This is a genomic window from Streptomyces sp. JNUCC 63 (assembly GCF_054366325.1).
Genome location: NZ_CM135963.1, coordinates 8,114,513 through 8,130,005, shown reverse-complemented (window position 1 = coordinate 8,130,005; position 15,493 = coordinate 8,114,513). Strand labels below are relative to the sequence as shown.

General features: G+C 69.7%; 16 protein-coding genes and 3 pseudogenes. 8 read left to right on the top strand and 11 right to left on the bottom strand.

What is annotated here, in order from left to right:
* Positions 1–21: 21 nt before the first annotated feature.
* Positions 22–1,284, bottom strand: coding sequence for a DUF418 domain-containing protein (locus ACX25U_RS37850; protein WP_454386779.1), 1,263 nt, complete (start codon positions 1,282–1,284; stop codon positions 22–24).
* A 215-nt stretch (positions 1,285–1,499) separates the two neighbouring features.
* On the opposite strand from ACX25U_RS37850, the gene ACX25U_RS37845 reads away from it, so the two are divergent.
* Positions 1,500–1,718, top strand: a complete 219-nt coding sequence (locus tag ACX25U_RS37845) for a hypothetical protein (RefSeq protein ID WP_454394855.1) — start codon at positions 1,500–1,502, stop codon at positions 1,716–1,718.
* Positions 1,719–2,087: 369 nt separating this feature from the next.
* Here ACX25U_RS37845 and ACX25U_RS37840 read toward each other — a convergent pair whose 3' ends face one another.
* Positions 2,088–3,293 carry an MFS transporter gene (locus tag ACX25U_RS37840; RefSeq protein WP_454386777.1) on the bottom strand — a complete coding sequence of 402 codons (1,206 nt, stop codon included), beginning with the start codon at positions 3,291–3,293 and terminating at the stop codon, positions 2,088–2,090.
* Entirely contained in the window at positions 3,290–3,850 is a 561-nt protein-coding gene (locus tag ACX25U_RS37835; protein WP_454394693.1) for a Chromate resistance protein ChrB, read from the bottom strand. The genes ACX25U_RS37840 and ACX25U_RS37835 overlap by 4 nt, the downstream gene beginning before the upstream one ends.
* A 302-nt stretch (positions 3,851–4,152) precedes the next feature.
* Between ACX25U_RS37835 and ACX25U_RS37830 the strand changes: the two are divergent.
* A pseudogene (locus tag ACX25U_RS37830) lies at positions 4,153–4,308 on the top strand (relaxase); the annotation flags it as partial.
* A 184-nt stretch (positions 4,309–4,492) separates the two neighbouring features.
* Positions 4,493–4,909 (top strand): annotated as a pseudogene (locus tag ACX25U_RS37825) (hypothetical protein); the annotation flags it as partial.
* A gap of 41 nt (positions 4,910–4,950) precedes the next feature.
* Here the strand turns inward: ACX25U_RS37825 and ACX25U_RS37820 are convergent.
* Together ACX25U_RS37820 and ACX25U_RS37815 are read right to left on the bottom strand one after the other, a co-directional pair.
* Positions 4,951–5,256 carry a DUF317 domain-containing protein gene (locus tag ACX25U_RS37820; protein WP_454394691.1) on the bottom strand — a complete coding sequence of 102 codons (306 nt, stop codon included), beginning with the start codon at positions 5,254–5,256 and terminating at the stop codon, positions 4,951–4,953.
* A gap of 434 nt (positions 5,257–5,690) precedes the next feature.
* Positions 5,691–6,737 (bottom strand): IS110 family RNA-guided transposase, encoded by a 1,047-nt coding sequence (locus ACX25U_RS37815; RefSeq protein WP_454386775.1) that lies wholly within the window; start codon positions 6,735–6,737, stop codon positions 5,691–5,693.
* Between the two features lie 152 nt (positions 6,738–6,889).
* Between ACX25U_RS37815 and ACX25U_RS37810 the strand changes: the two genes are divergently transcribed.
* Positions 6,890–7,609, top strand: coding sequence for an IS6 family transposase (locus ACX25U_RS37810; protein WP_454386773.1), 720 nt, complete (start codon positions 6,890–6,892; stop codon positions 7,607–7,609).
* Positions 7,610–7,787: 178 nt separating this feature from the next.
* Here ACX25U_RS37810 and ACX25U_RS37805 read toward each other — a convergent pair whose 3' ends face one another.
* Both ACX25U_RS37805 and ACX25U_RS37800 read right to left on the bottom strand, forming a co-directional pair.
* Positions 7,788–8,549, bottom strand: coding sequence for an SDR family NAD(P)-dependent oxidoreductase (locus tag ACX25U_RS37805; RefSeq protein WP_454386771.1), 762 nt, complete (start codon positions 8,547–8,549; stop codon positions 7,788–7,790).
* Entirely contained in the window at positions 8,546–8,968 is a 423-nt protein-coding gene (locus ACX25U_RS37800) for a VOC family protein (RefSeq protein ID WP_454386770.1), read from the bottom strand. The genes ACX25U_RS37805 and ACX25U_RS37800 overlap by 4 nt, the downstream gene beginning before the upstream one ends.
* A gap of 68 nt (positions 8,969–9,036) precedes the next feature.
* Here ACX25U_RS37800 and ACX25U_RS37795 point away from each other — a divergent pair, with 68 nt between their 5' ends.
* The 4 genes from ACX25U_RS37795 (at position 9,037) to ACX25U_RS37780 (ending at position 10,807) form a co-directional block, all read left to right on the top strand.
* Positions 9,037–9,717 (top strand): GntR family transcriptional regulator, encoded by a 681-nt coding sequence (locus ACX25U_RS37795; RefSeq protein ID WP_454386768.1) that lies wholly within the window; start codon positions 9,037–9,039, stop codon positions 9,715–9,717.
* A gap of 292 nt (positions 9,718–10,009) precedes the next feature.
* On the top strand, positions 10,010–10,294 hold the full coding sequence (locus tag ACX25U_RS37790; RefSeq protein WP_454386764.1) for a transposase: 285 nt from the start codon (positions 10,010–10,012) through the stop codon (positions 10,292–10,294).
* Complete coding sequence (locus ACX25U_RS37785; protein ID WP_454386763.1) at positions 10,257–10,565, top strand: transposase; 309 nt, start codon at positions 10,257–10,259, stop codon at positions 10,563–10,565. Before ACX25U_RS37790 ends, ACX25U_RS37785 begins: the two co-directional genes overlap by 38 nt.
* 26 nt (positions 10,566–10,591) lie before the next feature.
* Positions 10,592–10,807 carry an IS3 family transposase gene (locus ACX25U_RS37780; protein ID WP_454394689.1) on the top strand — a complete coding sequence of 72 codons (216 nt, stop codon included), beginning with the start codon at positions 10,592–10,594 and terminating at the stop codon, positions 10,805–10,807.
* 28 nt (positions 10,808–10,835) lie between these two features.
* Here the strand turns inward: ACX25U_RS37780 and ACX25U_RS37775 are convergent.
* From ACX25U_RS37775 to ACX25U_RS37760, 4 genes and pseudogenes are all read right to left on the bottom strand, one after another.
* A protein-coding gene (locus ACX25U_RS37775; protein WP_454385098.1) for an IS630 family transposase occupies positions 10,836–11,908 on the bottom strand; the annotation gives its coding sequence in 2 pieces (ribosomal slippage) (positions 10,836–11,425 and positions 11,425–11,908; 1,074 coding nt in all).
* Positions 11,909–11,958: 50 nt separating this feature from the next.
* A complete protein-coding gene (locus tag ACX25U_RS37770) occupies positions 11,959–12,399 on the bottom strand; it encodes a hypothetical protein (protein WP_454386761.1) in 441 nt (146 codons plus the stop codon).
* A gap of 639 nt (positions 12,400–13,038) precedes the next feature.
* Positions 13,039–13,224: pseudogene (locus ACX25U_RS37765) on the bottom strand (hypothetical protein); the annotation flags it as partial.
* 347 nt (positions 13,225–13,571) lie between these two features.
* Positions 13,572–14,627, bottom strand: coding sequence for a hypothetical protein (locus ACX25U_RS37760; protein WP_454386759.1), 1,056 nt, complete (start codon positions 14,625–14,627; stop codon positions 13,572–13,574).
* Between the last annotated feature and the right edge of the window lie 866 nt (positions 14,628–15,493).

The following is a 15,493-nucleotide window of genomic DNA, read 5'->3' as shown; positions in this document are numbered from 1 at the left end:
GCGCAACTCGCGTGCGCTGCCCTATTTGACGTGCCGCGCGGGCTGGGTGGCGATGTGGAGCAGGTTCTCGAGGGGGCCACGCCGGAAGAGGCGGGTCCAACCGGCCGCCAGGAGCGCGGCGGCCGCGATGAAGCCGAGGAGTACCGGCAGCGCGTTCATGGTCTCAGCCTCGATCACGGCCACGTACCAGACGTCGGCGAAGAACCAGAGGGCGACGATGTGCAGGACGTAGACGGTCAGAGCCATCATGCCGACCGCTGCGACGGGGGTGGCCAGGTGGATGAGCCGCGGCAGCCGGTCGGCGACGATCAGACACGCGGCCAGCACCACGAGGGCGACACCCGCGTTGCCGAGGATCGAGAAGGTCGTCTGGCTGTGCGGCGCGCCCACCAGCAGCCAGGCGAGCGGGGTGTGACTCTCGGGTTCGCCGACTGCGTCGGACCACCATCCCGACGCTGCCGAACCGCTGCCCGTGGCGGCCGCGACGGCGGCGAGGGCGTGCGGGACCAGGCGCAGGGCCAGCCAGGAGCCGCCGTAACCGAACAGGGCGAGCGCTCCGCCGGCGAGGGCCAGCCGGGCGCGGATGCCGGGCCGGGTGAGATCGAGTTTGGCCACTGCCATGCCCGCGACCAGGAACGACATCCAGGTGAGGACCGGATACTCCCCCGTGAACAGCAGTTCGATGATCCCATCCGTGCCGCTGACCCGGGCCAACGGGTCCCTGGCGGTGACCGCGTCCGCCCAGTTCCCGCCCTCGATCGACCTCCGGATCACATAGAGGACCTGAGGCAGGATCAGTGCGCCCGCACCGGCGATGAGCGCGAGCGTTCCGGCCCGCAACCGGTACAGCGGGAGGACGGTCAGGAAGAGCAGCCCGTAGAAGCTGAGAATCACGTCAACCTTGGTGTCCAGGGCGGTCAGGGCGTAGCCGAACACCAGGAGGACGGCGGCGCGGATCACGATCCGGGCCACCGCCTGCCGCCCGGACCGCCCGGTCCGGGGGTGCGGGCGGCCGGTGATGATGACCAGCGAGAAGCCGGCGAGCACTGCGAAGAGGGCGGAGGAGCGGCCTCGGGCCGTCTCCAGCAGGAACCCCACCGGCCCGCCCACTGCCACGTCGGGGCCGACATGGGCGGAGTACATGCCGAAGACCGCAAGGCCGCGGGCCAGGTCGATGCCGACCAACCGCCCCGTCGATGGCGGGCCGGCGGGGGCAGGGGAGCGATCTACCGCAAGCTCACGCGGCACCTGCGTCGGCACAGCCGACAATGCGTTCTGCGTCATGTCCTCAGACATTGCCGAACACCCGCCACGGATCACGCGGCGCCGCTCCGAAGCCACCCCGCCGACCGGCCGAAGCCCTCCTGGCCGACTGGCTGGGGCCGCGCCGCCGATCGGCGGAAATCGCCTCTGGGCCGTCGAGAGCCGGCTGCCGCGGTGGGACGCATCGAGTGTCCGGCATGCGGCGAGCGGAGCGCACATGATCGATCCGGGCACTGATGGTCGACGACGAAGCCCTGGTCCGCACGGGCTTCACCGCCCTCCTCAATACGGCGGACGACATCGAGGTCACTGCCGGATTTCTACTCGAGGACAACGACCCCGAGCAGCTGCCCCATCTCGTACGAGCCCTGGCTGAGGGAGGGCCGGTGCTGTCGTCAAAGGTCATCGGGACTACTTCGTCTCCACAGCGCAACCGCCGGTGTCGCAGGAGGTGATCGTCGTCCCATATGCTTGTGCAATGTCGCTGGGGCTGCCCTCGAACGCAGCAGAGCCCTTGATCAACTCACCAGTCAGCAACTGTTCGCCGTTGCGGCAGCCCCGTCCATCCGCTCCGCACTCTTCCTGAGCCCTGAGCCTGACGCCACCCGGGTGTCCCGTGCCTGACATCAGCATTCATCGACGCCGATCGGACCATCGCATCAAAAGTGCCATCTCCGGGCAGTGACACAGCACATCACCGCCTTCCACAACGAATTCACGCGCTACCGGCCCCACCCGCTCACCGCCCTCGGAGTCGGGCGCCACCATGCTCCTCCCCCGGCGCCCACTGCGTCGCAGACACCAACACCCAACCCGGCGACCATTCAGCCGTCAGTCCCGGTCACGGGCTCGGCCGGCACCGAGCGGCGGTGAGCGAACGCCACCACCGCACCCGCCCCGACGAGAAGCCCGAGCGCGGCGAAGCCATAGGTCAGCGTGGCAAGGGAGGCAACGGCGGCGACCAGCAACGGGCCACCTGCGTCGCCGAGTTCGCGTCCGAGTTCTGCGGCGCCCATGGTCTGGCCCAGGCGCTCCTGAGGGGTCGCCGAGGCCAGGACGGCGAAGCCCAGCGGGGTGATCAGACCCGTTCCGGCGCCGATCAGCGCGGCACCCAGCAGGACACCGGTGAGGTCGGGCAGCATGGCACAGGCCAGACCGGCTGCGGTGACCGAGAGTCCCACGGCGAGACCGGAGCGGGTCGTGAGGCGTCCCTCGTCCAAGGCTCGCCCAGCGCGCGGCTGCACGACGGCGGCACATGCGGCGAGCACCGACACCACGGCCCCGGTAGCCACCGTGCCCAGCCCGGCAGCGCGGCCGGAGACCGGCAGGAAGCCCACCCCGACCGACAGGGCGGCAGTCGCCGCGGCGAGCGCGGCGGTCGGGGCGAGAAAGGCCGGGTCGGCGAGCCGCCGGGCCAGGTCCAGCACCGTCTGCCGGGCCTTCGGCAGCGGCGGCACGGCGGGAACGGCGAGCGCGGCCCAGACGGCGACCACCGCGCCGAGCACCGTGAGGACGGCGAACAGCAGCCGCAGACCGCCGGCCCACACCAGGACACCACCGAGCAGCGGGCCGAGCGTGTAGCCGATGGACTTGTAGAAGCCGTAACTGCCGAAGGCGCGGCCGTGCTTGGCCGCCGGGTTGAGCCGGGCCATCAACGCGGACGCGGAGGGCGAGAAGGCGGAGGCCGCGGCGCCCTGGCCGAGCCGGGCAGCCCACAGCCAGCCGGGAGCGTCCGCCACCACGTACAGCGCGGACGCCGCCACGAACGCGACGAGACCGCCCAGCAGCACCGGGCGGGCACCGATCCGGTCGGCGAGGGTGCCGAAGACCGGCTTGAGGAGCACCTCGGCGCCGTCGTACAAGGCGAGCAGCCCGCCCAGCACCAGCAGCGAGGTGACCGCGTCCGCGGAGAAGCCGCCGAGGTTCGCGGCGATGCCGTGCGCGCCGAAGGCCGTGGTGAACCCGGCCGCGTACAGCGGCCACATCTGCCGGGCCGAAGCCGCCGAAGTCGCCGAAGCCGTCCCGCTCATCGGCTGGCGACCCCCGGCACCTCGTGGAGGGCCGCGAAGACGCGCTCCGCGTAGTCCTCGCAGGCCGCGGCGCACTCCTTGAGCCGCTTGCCCGCCTCCGGCGCCTCCGGGGCGCCGAACACGTCGCGGGCCGTCAGGTCACGGTGCCAGCGCCGCAGCCGCTCCAGCGACTGCTCCTCCTCTTCCAGCTCGGCCAGGGTGAACTTGCCGATGCGGCTCTCCTTCTCCAACTCCGCCTCGAACTTTCCGCAGTCGGCGAGGAACTCCTTCCAGTCCTCGGACCGGGCAGCGGTGAACAGCGCCTGGAAGCGGGCAGCGTCCTCGGGGCCACGCCCGGAGGCGTTGAGGGTGACGGCCTGCCCGCCCGCCTGATCGGTCAGAGCGATCGCCCGGGCGACACCGTCCGTGAAGACGGGCACGTCCGGTACGGCCCACACGCCCTGACCGAGGGAAAGCGCACCTATCTTGCGCAGCTCACGCCAGACCGCGACACGGTGCCGGGACGGCTCCGCGGGGACCTTGATCACGAGGACGAGCCAACGACCTGCCGATTCCATGTTCGCCACATCAGCGAATGTAGCTGGGGTTACATCCTCCGATGTCCGATGGACGGTTCAGGCGCTCAGCACCCCGGTGGCCAAGAGGCCCAGCAGCCCCAGACCGACGCTGCCCAGCCATGTTGGGCAGCGGACCCCTCATCGAGGGCTTCGAGAAACTGCTGAAGCTGGTCACGACCGGACGCGCGTCGCGCCCGGCTGCTGCTCCGCGACACTCGTGCAGCGGCGGGTCAGCGAGAGCAAGGGCGGCTGACGTGCCGCTCGACGTCGTGGCGTTCGACAGCGCGGGCATCCGCAAGGGTGCGCTCGCCGCCACCCTCGCCGACGCCGAAGCCGCCGGCCATGATCCTGCTGCCCTGCTGGCCCACGCCGCCGGGCGACGGGAACTCGACACGGCCGAATCCGCCAGCGACGTCCTGGTGTGGCGACTGCGCCGGACCGCGGACTTGCCCGCCGACACCAGCGGCATGGTCAGCAACACCCCAGGGCAGACCAGGCCGCACGCCGTACGGGCCGGCAGGCACCGCAGCGGTCCGGGTCCCGGCACGGACGGGCGCGACTGTGGAGTTTGTGAATTGAAGCAGGTCGGGGCTCAGGGCACGATCATGACGCGTGCAGGACGAGACGAGGGAGAACGTCAGGGTGTTCCAACGGATACGCCACCGTCGCGGGGAGGAGATCAGCGCGATGCGCCGTCTCCACGAGACGATGTGGGCTCGGCTGGACGGCTTGGTGCCGCCGGAGGCGGAACGGATATGAGTCGCGATGCGAGCCGACGAGCCTGTCCCGGCGGTGGACGACTTCCTCCCGCCGGAATTGCGTGTCCCGAGCCACGACCAGCTCGACGGCCGGATGATGCCCTGGCCGATCGTCCTCGACGGCGAGATGGTCGAGTGTGCCACATGTGGCACATACCGTGACTGGCTCGTCCTCTCCCCCCGCGACCAGATCTGGCTGCGCTGCCGGGCCGGCCGCCAGCAGCACGAGAGGCGTCTCGACACCGCCTGGCACAACCGGCACGCCGGGCCGGCGGACGCGACGCACGCCACCTTCACGGAGAACCGCCTCCGAGGGAGTACTTCCGGCTCGCGACTCCGGCGTCATACGCGACGGGAGGTCTCCAGCACACGCGCCACGGCCGCGGCGACGACAGCGGCCGACGTCTCCACGTCGAAAGAGATGCTGTAGCCACGAACCTTCGCCGTACCGGCAACGGCGATCTTCCATCCCTCCCCGTCGGTGCCGGGACGGCCGAGCGGAAACCATCCGAGGTAGAAGCGGCCGTCCTTCGAGTTGACGTGCACGTCCGCGCGGTCGTCCACGACCAGATTGAAGTCGTCAGCGGAGAACTGGCCCATGACGAGCGTGGGCTCGCCCGGGCCGAGCTGCCACTCACGCAGCCGCAGGGCCTCGACGGGGCGCTGTCATCCCTGAAGGAGCGGGGGTGGTCAAGAGGCTCTCCTCGTCCTTTTTCTCCGGTTTCCGGGCGCTTTCAGGCAGCGCTGAGCCCAGGGTGCGGGGTCAAGGCGGAGCGCCCGCAGCCCGCAGGCGGAGCCGAGGACGAACGGCCTTGAGGCCGCACCCTGGTCGGCGCAGACTGGTCGCGCCGGGACCAGGGGTGTGGAGTTGTGGTGTCTCGCCCCAAGGGTGTGGTCGTGGTGTGGGCGGGCTCGGCTGCCGGTCGTCCCTTCGCGGGGCCCTGTTCGGGCCGCAAGGGCGGAACAGGCCCTCTGCATGGGGCGGTCCGCTCCGGCAAGCGGGATCAATCACGTTAACGGCCGCGCCGCCGAGGCGGGGGCCGGACAGTGCGCGATCGCGCGCCGGCCGGGTTCCGGCCTGCTCACGCCGGACCCGTCTTCGCCAGGCAGCGGACCTCGCCGTCGCGCAGCGCGTAGTAGACCCAGGTGAGCAGCTTGCGGGCCGCGGCGGCCTTGGCGACGTTGCGGGCCGTGGTGCCGCGGCGTTGAATGATGCGGTCCCTCAGCCGCCGCATCGGGGTGTCGGCGGAGCATCGCTGCACCGCCTCGACGCAGGCCCAGCGCAGCAGCGACGAGCCCTGCTTGGTGATCGGCCCGCGGTGGACCTTGGTGTCCGAGGCGCGGTGCCGCGGGGTCAGCCCGGCCCAGGAACACAGCTGGGCGGGGCCCGGGAAGCGGGCGACGTCGCCGATCTCGGCAACCATCACGGCGGCGAAGACCGGGCCGATGCCGGGGATCGTCTGCACCGCCGCGTAGCCGGCATGGCCGGCCAGGGCCTGGGCCGTGCGCTGGTCGAGGCCGGCGATCTCGGCATCGAGGAAGGCGACCAGCCGGAGCAGCGAGGCTGTGCGGGTGGCGTAGGCGCCGTGCAGCGGGACGGTGGCCAGCCAGGCTCCGCCCGCGCGGCCGAACAGGTCGGACACCGGCACATGCAAGCCGGCCTTGCCCAGCACCGCGTGGATCTGGTCCTTGGCCGAGGTGCGCATGCCGACCAGCTTGTGCCGGTAGCGCACCAGTTCCCGCAGCTGGCGCACCTGTGATGGGGCGATCCACGCCTCCGGCAGGCGCCCCATGCGCAGCAGGTCCGCCAGGTCGGCGGCGTCCCTCTCGTCGGTCTTGACCCTACGGTGGCTGAACATCTTCACCCCCAGGGGGTGGGCGAGGTGCACCTCGGCTCCGGTCTCGGTGAGGGCGCCGGCGGCCCAGTACCAGCCGTAGGTGGCTTCCAGCACCACCCTCGGGTGCGGTCCGGCCTTGGCGATCTCGGCCTTCAGGCCGGTCGGGCTGTTGTCGATCCGTACCCGGCCCAGCCGCGTGCCCCCCGGCGTCATCCGCAGCAGCACCGAACGGCTGCGGTGCAGGTCCATGCCCACGATCTGCGGTCCGTCGTAGGCTGTTTCCTGGTCCATCAGGGGCCTCCTGCCTGTGGACGGTGGCTACTTCTCCTGGACCGAGCATCGTCCGCACCCGGCCGGAGCGGGAGGCCCCGCTCCTTCATCGCATCACGTTGGCTGACCGGGTGGGATGATCTTCGGGTTGGTCATGCTGGGAGGGGTCGTCCGTGGACAGCGCGCCGCCGTCGTACCAGGGGCACCGGTACCCGGTGGAGATCATCTCGCACTGCGTGTGGCTGTACTTCCGCTTCCCGCTGTCGTTCCGCGAGGTCGAGGAGTTGATGCTCGAGCGCGGTGTGCTCGTCTCCCATGAGACGGTCCGCCGCTGGTGCGCAAAGTTCGGTCAGGCCTGCGCCAACGGCCTGCGCCGCCGGCGGTCCCGGCCTGGGGACAAGTGGCACCTGGACGAGGTCTTCATCAAGATCAGCGGAGAACGGAAGTACCTGTGGTGGGCCGTGGACGCCGACGGCACCGTCCTGGACATCCCCGTGCAGAACCGGCGGGATACCGCTGCGGCCCGGCGGCTCTTCCGCAGGCTGCTGAAGAAGACCCGTACGGTGCCCCGGGTGGTCGCCACCGACAAGCTGCGCTCCTACGGCGCGGCCCACCGCGCGGTCATGCCCTCCGTCGAGCACCGCTCCCACAAGGGCCTCAACAACCAGGCAGAGAACTCCCACCAGCCCACCCGCCAGCGCGAGCGTGCCATGAAGGGCTTCCGCTCCCCTGGAGCGGCCCATCGATTCCTCGCCGCCTTCAGCGGCATCTCCCCCCACTTCCGGCCGCGACGGCACCTGATGACCGCCGGCGAACACCGCCTCGAGATGATCACCCGCTTCACCATCTGGGACCAGGTCACCGGCAGCACCGGCCTGGCCGCGGCGGCCTGACCCAGCACACTGGCCAGGCCGCAACACGCCCCGGCACGCCGCCAGCCGCTCACACCCCCGTCAACGTGACAACGCCCGAACAAGCCCTGAAGAGAACCGGCGAGGTACCTCGTGGAAGGGCAATCTTCGTCGCGTCGATGTGAAGTCCTTCGCAGGGTGCAGGTGCGTCTGCGAGTCCTCAGGTCCGTAGATAAGAAGCACCGTTGAGATCGAGTACCGTTCCGGACGACCAGGCGGCTTCCGGTGAGGCCAGGTAGAGCACGGCGGCGGCGACCTCCTCGGGCATCCCGACCCGTCCGAACGGGCTCTGGCTGCGCAATGTCTCGCCGTCTCGGCCTGCCATCTTGGGGGCCTGCCGTTCGGTCGCGACGAAGCCAGGTGCCACGGAGGTCACCGCGACGCCGTGCGGTGCCAGCGCGACGGCCATCGACTGCCCGAAAGCGTGCAGCGCTGCCTTGCTCGCGCCGTACGCGGGAAAGTCGGGCTCACCCCGGAAAGCGCCGCGGGAACCGACGTTGACGATGCTGCCTGTGCCGCCGCGGTCGATGAGGTGTCGGGCGACGCAGTAGGTCACGTTCGCTGCGCCGAGCAGGTTGACGTCGACCATGCGGTGCCAGATGCGCTGCCAGTCTGCGTAGGACACGTCGGTCACGGAGTGCCGGGTATCGCCGGACGGTGCGGCGGCTGCGTTGTTGACCAGGACGTCGATCCCGCCCAGCCTCTGCACGGCACCTTCGACAATGTCTCGCGCCTCTTGCGGATCACCGAGATCGCCCGCGAGCAGGGCGTGGCCGGAGCCGGGCAGTCGCCGCAGCGTTTCCTCGGCGTCGGCGCGGTTGGCTGCGTAGTGCACTCCTACGCGGTCTCCGCGCTCGGCGAACGCCAGGGCCACAGCCCGGCCGATTCCGCGCGACGCCCCTGTGACCAGCACCCGCCTCATCGCGTGAAGACCTGGGACTCGTCGCGGAACGCCTTGAACTCCAGCGCGTTGCCGGCCGGATCGCGGAGGAACATCGTCCACTGCTCCGCCGGCTCGTCGGGGAAGCGGCGATACGGCTCGATGACGAACTCGGCACCCGCCGCGCGGAGTCGGTCGGCAAGCGTGTGGAAGTCCTCGGTCGACAGCAGCAGCCCGAAGTGCGGGATAGGCACCGCGTGCCCGTCGACCTCGCTGCTCCCGGCGGGCACAGGGCCACCGGGGACCACATGGGTCACCAACTGGTGGCCGTGCAGGTCCCAATCGACCCAGTGGCCGGTGGACCGTCCCTCGCTCAGCCCGAGGACAACTCCGTAGAACTGACGTGCGGTGTCTAGGTCGTCGACCGGTATGGCCAGGTGGACGCCGGGACGCACGGACATGTGAACGCTCCTTCGACTCGGTGCGCTCTGACCTTGTATCAGTCAATGTCGAATGTCAACATTAGGGCATGACTGCCGCACCGCTCCCCAAAGCCAGTCGCCGTGGACTGGCGCAAGAGGCTGCCGATCTCATACGCGAGGCGATCTTCACCGGCCACTTCCCGCCCGGATCGCAGCTGCGTGAAGTCGAACTCGCCGCCTCACTGGGAGTCAGCCGCGGATCGGTGCGTGAAGGACTCGCGCTCCTCGAACGCGAGGGGCTCGTCCACAGCGTCTGGCACCGTGGCACCACCGTCCTCGACGTCACCGTCCAGGACGTCGAGGAGGTCTACGCCTTGCGCGCCGCGCTGGACCGTCTCGCGGCGACCAGTGCGCAGAGGAATGCGACTGCCGACCAGCTGACCGAACTTGACACCCTCGTCCGTGCGATGTCGGAAGAGATCAGCGGCGACGCGTCCGGGACAAGGCTGCTCGCACTGGACATCGCCTTCCACGACCGGATCTACGACGCCGCGAACAACCGCAGGCTCGTCGACGCATGGCGCGCCGTGCGCTCGCAGATCTACCTGTTCCAGATCCGCCGTATCACCCTAGGTTATGAGCACTACCGTGCTCGCGTTGTGGACGAACACCGCGAGCTGGTGACGCTCCTGCGTTCAGACGACCGTGAGACGCTGGCCCGGCGCGCCGAAGAACACGTCGACTCCGCTCGCTGCAGCTTGCTCACTTGCCTGCGCCCCTCAATGTGACGCCGCAGGCCATCGGAGCGTCTGGTGCACACTCAGAGGGTTCCTCGAAACCGAGTGTGGGGCTGGGGGTTCCGTACGGGCGTGCTGTTCGGGTGATTGTGGCCGCGCGGGGCATGAAGGCAGGGCCTCCCGGTAGCACAGAGGGTGTCGACGCCACTGCTTACCGGGAGGCCCTGTTGCCGCAGTTGTATCGGTCCGCTGGGGAAGAGTCCATTTTGAACACGCGGGCGTGTGACTGCTGTACGGGAACCCCGCGGACAATCCGTCCGGCGGGCATCGCTGTCCGACCGACATGACGGACGCGGAGTGGGCCGTGGTCCGCGACATGATTCCGGTGCCGGTGGGGGGCGAGGGCCGAGGCGGCCGGCCCGAGAAGTACTGCCACCGGGACATACTCGACGCGATCAGGTACGTGGTGGACAACGGCGTAAAGTGGCCTGTGCTGCCTGTCGATTACCTGCTGTGGAAGGTGAGCTTCCCCCGAGATGCGGAGTTGTGTAACAGAGGGTCAGATGGTTCTCACAAGAGGAGATCTGATCATGGCTGCACCGAGGAAATACTCGTTGGAGTTGCGTGAGCGTGCGGTGCGGATGTATCGCGCCTCTGATCCGAAGCCGCAGATCAAGCGGCTCGCCATCGAGCTGGGCGTGCATCCGGAGGCCCTGCGGGGCTGGATCCGGCAGGCCGAAGCGGACGCCGGCGAGCGCGACGACCGGCTGACCACCGCCGAGCGCGAGGAGCTGGTGGCCCTGCGCAAGGAGAACGCCCAGCTCAAGCGGGCGAACGAGGTGCTGCGGACGGCGTCGGCGTTTTTCGCGGCGCAGCTCGACCCGACCCGGCCCAGGTGACGGCGCTCCTTGACTAGCACCCCAACCTGGGAGTCGAGTGCGTACTGCGGGAACTGCACATCTCCTCCTCCACCTACTACCGCTGGCGCCGCGCACAGACCGAGCCCTGCGAGCGCAGGCGCCGGGATGCGGAGCTGACCGAGCAGATCCAAAAGATCCACGCGGATTCCGGCGGCATCTACGGCTCGCCGCGCGTGCACGCCGTCCTCAAACGCGAGGGCGTGGCGGTGGGCCGCAACTGAGGTTGGCTTCTCGGGGTGACATCGATCTCTACGGCGGCGCGAGGGCCAGTCCGGTCTCGGCGATGAACCCGTCGAGGAGCTCGGGCCGGTACTGCATCTTCTTCAACCGGGTCCGGGCGAAGGCCGCGAGCTGGTCGGTGGTGCACGCTGCCAGGTTGCCCAGACTCCCCTTCAGGTTCGCCCACACGCCCTCATCCGGATTCAACTCCGGGCTGTACGGCGGGAAGTGGAACACCGTCAGCCAGGATCGTGCGGCGAGCAGGTCACGCATCGCGCGGTCGGTGTGCTGCGTGGAGTTGTCCCATACCAGCACGATTTCCGCACCGAGCTCGGCGTGCGCCGCGTCCAGAAGCGCCGCGAGGTCCGGCTCCTTGAAGCCCTTCTTCTCCTTTTTCCGCCCGGCGTGCTGAACCAGCATCCGGTAGATCAGCCGGGTGCGGGTGCCGGGCTTGGTGCACAGCATCGAGGCCAGGGAGATCCGCCCGGAGCCCTTGCCGCTGACCCTGACCACCGGCGGATGGCCGCGTCGGGACCAGGTACGCGCCTTGGGCGGCCTGATGCTCTGCCCTGCTTCGTCCTCGAAGCACAGCCAGGCATCCCGGTTCCTCACGGTTTTCCCACGCGGGGCCAGGCCTCCTTGACCCAGGTCGCTACGGCCTGCTCGTCGCGTTCGGCGGCCCGGTGCACGGGGCTCTGCACGGTCCAGCCCATCTGGTGCAGGATGCGCGAGACATGCTTGAGGCTGAACCGGACGTGGAACCGGCGGGCGATCACGGTCGCCACGCGGGCCAGGGTCCAGCGCTGGTCCTCGGTCCAGCCGTGAGCGGCGGGACCGCGGTCCAGCTCCGCTTCCAGCCAGGCCCGCCACTGCGGTCGCATCCGGCTGGGGAAGCCGCTGGGCCCCTTGGAGGCAAGGCTGTCCGGTCCTTTCTCGCGCCAGCGTGCGTGCCAGGCGTAGGCCGACTTCCGGGAGACCCTCAACCGCTTGGCCACCTCGGGCGGCGGGACCCCCTGGGCGAACATCTCGGCGGCCTCGAACCGCAGCCGCTCCCGCTGGGCACGTTGCTTCGCGGTCAGGCCGCCACCATCGGGGTACCGCATACCTCCGGAATACACCCATATACACTATTCGTCACCCCGAGAAGCCAAACTCAGTTGCGCAGCCAGCCCCGCTCGGCCAGCCGGTTCAGCTTCGCGTGCAGCGCCTCCGAGCGGGCCGGCTCGGAGGACATCCCCAGTTCGGCGCAGACCTGCTTGACCATGACCGGCCCGTCCGCACGCCGCACCACACCCATGATCCGCTGGTAGTCCGCAGGGAGCATCGCCTCGTCCATGCCGCGCTCGCGCTGCGGCACCAGCAGCACCGCACGGCCCGCGACCTGCCCGGCAGCCAGGGCCGACGTCGCTTCCCGCTCCGCTTCGGCGTGCAACTGCTCGGCCAGCCGGCGTGCGACCCGCTCGGCGACATCGAGCTCCTCCAGCCCGTCGCGCACCTCCTGAAGCTGCTGGCTCAACTTCTCTGCTAGCACCTTGAGTTCGGCCCTGCGGGCCGCGATCAGCTCACGAAGGCTGGGTTCCGCATCCTGGGCCACCTGACGCACCTCCCGCCCGGATCGTACGGACAGGCGTCCCGCGCACGCCAGGGAACCCATGGATACGTGATCACCGAAACGGCAGACGATCTTGAACTCCGACAACCGCCCGCGACCGGCACGAGGAGATGATCAACGACTCACACCAGCCCCGTGACCAGCGCCTTCAAGATGGCGGATCTTCAGTGCACTGCGCAGCGACTGCGCAATCGGTGCACAGAGGCGTGCAGGGGACTGCGCGGGCACACCCCGCGACCGCACGTGCGCAGCCCGACAAGCCACCCCAGTGCGCACAGCCGCCGCCCACCGCCCCGCCCTGCACACTCGTATACGCACCGCCATTGCGCAGGACAAGACGCGCAGCACAAGCAGTAGGACGGGAGGGCGAAGGCCTCACTCGCTCAGACCGGCCGACGGATCGCCATCGAACAACGGCGGGAGAACAAGAGGCACACCGCCGAGCGGCTGCGGCCCGCGCCGCCGGAGTGGCTGATCGAGCAAGGCCGCGGCGGGTCGCGTCGGCCTTTGCGATGTTACGAACCCTCCTGGGCTGATGACGACCTCGATCACGGACTGGCGGAGATCGCCAAGAGCCTGACACCTACGCCACCGCCCCAGGGCATAGGAGGACGGGGCCACTTACGTCATCCGCTCTTCGGTTTCTCGGGCCGAGCGGGGTTGAGTGCGCAGGGCAGGCAGTCGGGCGTAGTCCTCGGATTGGGCAAGGCCCTCGCCCAGGGCCAGGAGCGAGAGGAGCTGCACCGGTCGGCCTGCTGTGGCTGCGGCCTCCAGTTTGTGGTGGCCGTCGAGGAGGAAGATCGCCAGAGCGTTGCCTCATGGTTCACTCCCTCTCCCTGTTTTCGCCGTCTGTGCAGGTCAGCGGGCATTGGAGTATCCGGGCTGTGGTGATCGTTCACGGGGTTTCACTGTCCTTCCGGCCCCATCCTGGCCCCAGGAAGACCCCGTCGGCGGGCTGACCGAGGCCCAGCCGGGCGTGCCCCCAGTTCGGGGCCGGGCGGCAAAGGGACGTCCAGCGCACGGCCCTTGCGACGCAAAAAGGCCCTACCCCGGTCGGCGGGGGTAGGGCCTCTCGTGGCCGTCCGTACGGCCCTGTGCGGGCCGCCAACAACAGGCTATCAGTGCCGCATCAGGCAATCTTCGCCCTGTTGGCGTCATAGGGTGGTGCGTGCTTCGGCGGCGGAGACGACCTTCTGGCGCTGCTGGTGGCGCCGTTCGTACTCCTGGACCTGGCGGGCGACGCTGGCGGGGACGTTCTGCAACTGGGCGGTGATCTTGTCCGGGTCCATGGTGTCGTAGCCGGGCCAGGGTTCGCTGCCGCGCAGCTGCTCGATGGCGTCCAGGACCGGGGGGCGGTTGGAGTGGGTGCGCTCGTATCCCTCGATGACCGTCAGGTCCGACTGGGAGAGTGTGCGCAGTTGCTGCTGGATTTCGTCGACGCTGAGCTGGCTGAAGCGGGCGATCGGCAACTCCTCCTCCCGGGTCACCGCACCCTGGACCTCTTCGGCCATGCGGGTCGGCTCGGGCATCTCGCGCACCGCGCCCTCGGCGGCACCTCTGGCCCGCCGGCTGCCGGTCTGGGCGACGTCTTGCACCCGGTCGGTGATGGTCCGCACGGCGCGGGCGGCCGCGTCGGCCCAGCCGCCGCCGTTCTCCTGGATGAAGCCGTTGGCCGCGGCCGCCACGGCCCGGGCGTTCTGGACGACGCTGTCCTCCAGCCTTTCGAGCAGTTCCTCGTCCTGGCGGCGCAGTGCGGCGAGCAGGTCGGCGGTGGCCTTATCGTGGACCTCTTCGGCGATGCTCTGCCCGGCCCGGCAGGCCGCCAGCGCACGGGCTGTGACCGCGTACTCGTCTTGGGCGTTCCTCAGCAGCCGCCGCTCGTCGTTGGGCCGCCGGCCGCGCAGCATTTCCGTCACGAGCGTGGATCCAATGGTCAGCGGCAGCATGACGGTGCGCACGGCGCTGCGCGAGATGAACCGCGCGATATCGACGCTGTCTCCGACAAGCCCGCTGCGGGGCCGCAGATCGCGCACGTGGTGCTCGATGCGCTGGAGGTTGTCCTGGACGTCGTCCACCTGGCGCTCGAGCATCTGCCGGTACGGGCCGGACGGCGTGACCGTCACATCCGCCCGCAATCGGTCGACGAGCGCCTCATGCGCCTCACGGGCGTCCTCCAGCGCCGGTACGAGCGCGTCCGTCATCACTGTCATAGGGGTGCTCCCTGGAGGTCAGGCGGCCGGCCAGAGGGCCGCGCATCGGGAATCGGCTGCCTGTCGGGCATTCCCGAGGCCGGGCAACCAGGGACCATCTTGTGGGACCCCCAGCAAGATTGCCCGGCGGCTGGGTTCGCGTCCGGTACGGCTAAGATCGGCTGGGACGCTTCATGCCTGTCGCCTGCCACCCCTGTTGGGCCCAGGCAACAGGCGGGGAAGACCTTCCGGGGCGGCCCGACCCCGCGGCCCCGGGTGGGCGCCGCCGTGAAGGCAGCGTGGGCTGAACGGGTGATGACGGCGGTGGTGCTGTGCCGAAAATCCTGATCACGCGTTGGTCCGGGCGTGAATCCTCGCATCGACGACGCTGTGCCCTATGCGGCACCGCTCGGGCTTACTGGCTCCCGGCCCGAGCGGGATGACCTGAGCGACGGCGTCCAGCGTGACGGCGGGGGCCGGGCCGTGATGGTCATCTGCTCAGCGATGATCGTTGCCGCTGCTGTGGTGCTTGCCCTTGCGGACCAGCTCGCTTGAGAGATTCAGAACTGGGTGGCCAGGGCCAGTCGGACGGCCCGGGATCGACCGCGGCGGCAGCCGGAATGGATGCGGGTGTGTGCCTGCGTGACCAGCTGGCCGAGGCGATCGCCTCCCTTCGCTGGCAGGCAGCAGTGATGCTGTCGCACGCCCCCGGCCGTGTCAGTGGAGCCGATGCCACCGGGCCGGACAGCGAGGCATCACCTGGCTCGCGGCCCTGATCAGAACCTGGGCAAGCCCGGGTGGGCAGCTAGTAGTGCTTTGTTAGGTTCTGTGGTGGGGTTCTGGGGTCGGCGCTGGCTGGCCGCATATCGAGCATGCGCCGGTCCAGG

Bases quoted from the DNA above. Each gene is read 5' to 3' on its own strand.
- ACX25U_RS37815 (WP_454386775.1), bottom strand. From the start codon at position 6,737: ATGGACCAGGAAACAGCCTACGACGGACCGCAGATCGTGGGCATGGAC.
- ACX25U_RS37850 (WP_454386779.1), bottom strand. From the start codon at position 1,284: ATGACGCAGAACGCATTGTCGGCTGTGCCGACGCAGGTGCCGCGTGAG.
- ACX25U_RS37800 (WP_454386770.1), bottom strand. From the start codon at position 8,968: ATGTCCGTGCGTCCCGGCGTCCACCTGGCCATACCGGTCGACGACCTA.
- ACX25U_RS37790 (WP_454386764.1), top strand. From the start codon at position 10,010: ATGACGGACGCGGAGTGGGCCGTGGTCCGCGACATGATTCCGGTGCCG.
- ACX25U_RS37795 (WP_454386768.1), top strand. From the start codon at position 9,037: ATGACTGCCGCACCGCTCCCCAAAGCCAGTCGCCGTGGACTGGCGCAA.
- ACX25U_RS37805 (WP_454386771.1), bottom strand. From the start codon at position 8,549: ATGAGGCGGGTGCTGGTCACAGGGGCGTCGCGCGGAATCGGCCGGGCT.
- ACX25U_RS37760 (WP_454386759.1), bottom strand. From the start codon at position 14,627: ATGACAGTGATGACGGACGCGCTCGTACCGGCGCTGGAGGACGCCCGT.
- ACX25U_RS37835 (WP_454394693.1), bottom strand. From the start codon at position 3,850: ATGGAATCGGCAGGTCGTTGGCTCGTCCTCGTGATCAAGGTCCCCGCG.
- ACX25U_RS37840 (WP_454386777.1), bottom strand. From the start codon at position 3,293: ATGAGCGGGACGGCTTCGGCGACTTCGGCGGCTTCGGCCCGGCAGATG.
- ACX25U_RS37785 (WP_454386763.1), top strand. From the start codon at position 10,257: ATGGCTGCACCGAGGAAATACTCGTTGGAGTTGCGTGAGCGTGCGGTG.
- ACX25U_RS37845 (WP_454394855.1), top strand. From the start codon at position 1,500: ATGGTCGACGACGAAGCCCTGGTCCGCACGGGCTTCACCGCCCTCCTC.